Consider the following 4,267-nt stretch of genomic DNA (forward strand, 5'->3'; position numbering starts at 1 on the left):
CTGTCTGCGGCGCAGCTGGTGACGGCGCTGCGAGCTCGCTACCCGGAGATCACCGTCGCCGACCTGTACGACCATCCGCGGCTCGGGTCGCTGGCCGAGCTCCTCGAGGCGCGTGACCCGGCTGCGGGCGTCACGCCGCGCGAGGTGGCGCCGGTGCCGCTCGCCACCGGGTTCGTGCAGGCTGCGGCATCGATCCCCCTCGCCACCCTGACCGGCATCCAGTGGATCACCTGGCTCGGCGTCGCCAACAACGTCGGCCGCAGCGTCGCCGATGCCCTCGGCTACTCCGCGCCCTGGCTGATCCAGGTGAACTGGTGGGTGCTGATCGCGGCGTTCATCGTCTTCGTCACGCCGTTCGGCCGCCTCGTTCTGGCCGCGGCCGGCGCCCGACTGCTGCTGGCGGGCGTCAGGCCCGGGACCTACCCGCGCGGTCGTTCCGTGCACGTCCGCCTGTGGCTGGCCGAGCGGCTGATGCAGGCGAGCGGTGCGTACAACCTCTCGGGCGCCCCGTGGCTGCCCACGCTGGCCCGCGCCCTCGGCGCCAAGATCGGCGACGGCGTCGATCTCCACTCGCTGCCTCCGGTCACCGGTCTCTTGGAGATCGGCGACGGCGCGGCCATCGAACCCGAGGTCGACCTCGCCGGATGGTGGCTCGACGGCGACGAACTCATCATCGGGCAGATCGTCGTGAAGGCCGGCGCCACCGTCGGATCGAGGTCGACGCTGTTCCCCGGCGCAGTGATCGGTCGAGAGTCCGTCATCGATCCGGGTTCCGCGGTGCGCGGCCGGGTGAAGCCCCGCCAGCGGTGGTCGGGCTCCCCCGCCATCAAGGTCGGCAAGGCGAAGACCCAGTGGCCCGACCATCGGCCGCCGCAGCGCAAGTGGTGGGTGCCGATCTACGCCCTCACCGCCCTGCTGATCTCCGGCATCCCACTGGTCTCGCTGGCCGCGGGCCTCGCCGTGATCGGCGCCTGGGCGCTGCCCGCCGAGCGCATGCGTGACGCCGCGATCCGCGGGATCGCTCTCGCACCGGTCGCCGCACTGGTCGCGATGGCGGTGTTCGCGCTCCTGATCCTGATCGCGGTCCGACTGCTCTCGATCGGCATGACCTCCGGCGTCCACCCGGTTCGGTCGCGCATCGGCTGGCAGGTGTGGAGCACCGGCAGGCTGATGGACGCCGCACGCACCTATCTGTTCCCGCTGTACGCGAGCCTGCTGACGCCGTGGTGGTTCCGCGCTCTCGGCGCCCGGATCGGCAAGGGCACCGAGATCTCCACAGCCCTGGTGATCCCGAAGTTCACCACTGTCGGCGACCATTCGTTCCTGGCCGACGACACCCTGATGGCGTCGTACGAGCTCGGCGGCGGCTGGATGCGCGTCGGTGAGGCCAAGGTCGGCAAACGCGCGTTCCTCGGCAACTCCGGGATGGTCGCTCCGTCGCGCAAGCTGCCGAAGAACTCCCTCGTCGCGGTGCTGTCGTCGGCGCCGGTCAAGTCGAAGAGCGGTTCCAGCTGGCTCGGCAGCCCGCCGGTTCGACTCCGACGCACCGCGTCCGAGAACGACACGTCGCGCACCTTCACGCCGTCGCGCGGACTGCGCGCCGCCCGCGCGACCGTCGAGACGCTCCGCATCCTCGCGGTGATGGTCTCGTTCGGCATCGGCATCACCGTGCTCTTCGCCCTCCAGACGTTCGCCGTCAAATGGGGCGTGGTGGTCGCGGCACTGTGCAGCGGCCTCATTCTGCTGACGGCCGGCGCGCTGGCGGGGCTCATCGCCACCGTCGCCAAGTGGACAGTGGTCGGGCGGATTCACGCGGCGGAGCACCCGCTGTGGAGCTCGTTCGTCTGGCGCAACGAGTTGTCGGACGCGTTCGTCGAGACGGTCGCGGCCCCCTGGTTCGCCAATGCCGCGGCAGGGACCCCCGTCCTCAACCTCTGGCTCCGGTCTCTCGGTGCCAAGATCGGTCGCGGCGTGTGGTGCGAGTCGTACTGGCTCCCCGAGGCCGACCTCGTCGAACTCGGCGACGGCGCCACCGTTCAGCGCGGCTGCGTGGTCCAAACGCATCTGTTCCACGACCGCGTCATGGCCATCGACACCGTCACCCTGGCCCCCGGCGCGACCCTCGGACCGCACTGCGTGGCGCTCCCGGCGTCGGGCGTCGGGGTGTCGGCGACCGTCGGACCGGCGTCGTTGGTGATGCGCGGCGACGTCGTCCCCGACCACACCCGATGGCAGGGCAATCCGATCGCTCCGTGGCCGCGATGACCCGTGCGGCCGCGACCGCCCACCGGCGGTAGGCTCGACTCACCGACCGAACCGATAGGAAGGCTGCTGTGCCCGGCAAACTCGGGAAGACCACGTGGCATGCGCCCACTCTCAGCGCGGCGTCGCACGAACTGGATCCTTACCTGCCTCGCAGCGGCAACCTCGGGTACCGCGTCTCTCGGTACGACCTAGCGCTCGAATACAAGGTCAACAGCAACCGGTTGTCGGGCACCGTGACGATCACCGCGTCGTCGTACGAGCATCTGACCCGCTTCAGCCTCGACCTCAGCTCGGGCATGCGGGTGGAGCGGGTGACGGTCAACGGTCGACGCGTCCGCTACACCCACCGGTTCGGCAAGCTGACGATCACGCCCGCCTCACCCGTGCCCACCGGCGGCGCGATGACCGTGGAGGTCCGCTACTCCGGTACCCCTCGACCGGTCCGCACCGACTGGGGAACGGTCGGCTGGGAGGAGTTGGAGAACGGCTCGCTCTGCGCCAACCAGCCCAACGGGGCGCCCTCGTGGTTCCCGTGCGACGACCATCCCGAGGCCAAAGCTCCCTTCCGGATCGAGATCACCACCGACTCGCCGTACTACGCACTGGCCAACGGCCGTCTGGTCTCGAGCCGTCGACGCGCGGCACAGACCACCTGGGTGTACGAGCAGGTGGAGCCGATGGCGACCTACCTCGCCGCCATTCAGATCGGTCAGTACGAGCGGCGCACCATGACCGACGGACCAGTGCCCATGCACGGGTTGATCCCCCCGAAGTTGAGCGCTCAGTTCGACGTCAGTTTCGGCCGGCAGCCGCAGATGATCAAGGCCTTCACCGAGATGTTCGGCCCGTATCCGTTCCCCGAGTACACGGCTGTCGTCACCGAGGACGACCTCGAGATCCCACTCGAATCACAGGGCTTCTCGACGTTCGGCGCCAACCACTGCGACGGCACCTTGGAGCACGAGCGACTGGTGGCCCACGAGCTCGCGCATCAGTGGTTCGGAAACTCGGTGACGGTGGCCCGCTGGCGCGATATCTGGCTGCACGAGGGTTTCGCCTGCTACGCGGAGTGGCTGTGGAGTCAGCACTCCGGCGGCAAGTCCGCCGACGAATGGGCCCACCACTACTACGCCAAGCTGGCAGCGTCGCCAGTGCGGATGCCGCTCGCCGACCCGGGCGCACGCACGATGTTCGACGACTGGGTCTACAAGCGCGGCGCCATGACCCTGCACGCCCTGCGCTTACGCATCGGCGACGGCGACTTCTTCGCCCTCCTCCGCCGGTGGACCGAGAAGTACGCCTACCGCTGTGTCACCACCGAAGACTTCATCGCCCTGGCCTCGACCTTCACCAAGGCCCCGTTGGGCGACATCTGGCAGGACTGGCTCTTCACCCCGGACCTCCCGCCCTTCCCGACCATGTCGTAGACGAGGCACCTCGCCCCGCTGGTCGAGTCGGCCCCTGCTGGTCGAGTCGGCCCCTGTTGGTCGAGTCGGCGAGTGAGCGCAGCCGAAGGTGCCTCCCCCTGTTGGTCGAGTCGGCGAGTGAGCGCAGCGAATCCGCCCAAGATCGAGACCGAAGCGACCACGCGCGGGGGTGATCTCGATAAACCGTTGCGTGCTTCGCTCGCAGCGGCACTCGATCAACGTCGGGCACGAGTGCGTGAAGCCGCGGGCGCGCCTCCCCCTTGTTGGTCGAGTCGGCGAGTGAGCGCAGCGAACCCGCCCACAATCGAGACCGGAGCGACGGCGCGCGGGGGCGATCTCGATAAACCGTTGCGGGCTTCGCTCGCAGCGGCACTCGATCAGCGTGGGGCGAGCCGGCGAGTGAGCGACGCTGAAGGCGCCTTCCCCTGTTGGTCGAGTCGGCGAGTGAGCGCAGCGAACCCGCTCAAAATCGAGACCGGAGCGACGGCGCGCAGGGCGATCTCGATAAACCGATGCGGGCTCCGCGCCGCAGCGGCACTCGATCAGCGTGGGGGTGGCTCTGACCTGCGCAAACA

2 protein-coding genes are annotated in these 4,267 nt (G+C 69.3%); both read left to right on the forward strand.

The window, feature by feature from the left end; genetic code table 11:
• The coding region (locus GX543_RS08315; RefSeq protein WP_366929059.1) for a Pls/PosA family non-ribosomal peptide synthetase at window positions 1-2,265 on the forward strand (2,265 nt) is incomplete at its 5' end.
• A gap of 68 nt (window positions 2,266-2,333) precedes the next feature.
• Window positions 2,334-3,692: a M1 family metallopeptidase gene (locus tag GX543_RS08320; protein ID WP_290851204.1), complete on the forward strand. Its 1,359-nt coding sequence runs from the start codon at window positions 2,334-2,336 to the stop codon at window positions 3,690-3,692.
• Window positions 3,693-4,267: the final 575 nt, after the last annotated feature.

Source organism: Gordonia sp. (in: high G+C Gram-positive bacteria), from assembly GCF_012515855.1.
Taxonomy (GTDB): Bacteria; Actinomycetota; Actinomycetes; order Mycobacteriales; family Mycobacteriaceae; genus Gordonia.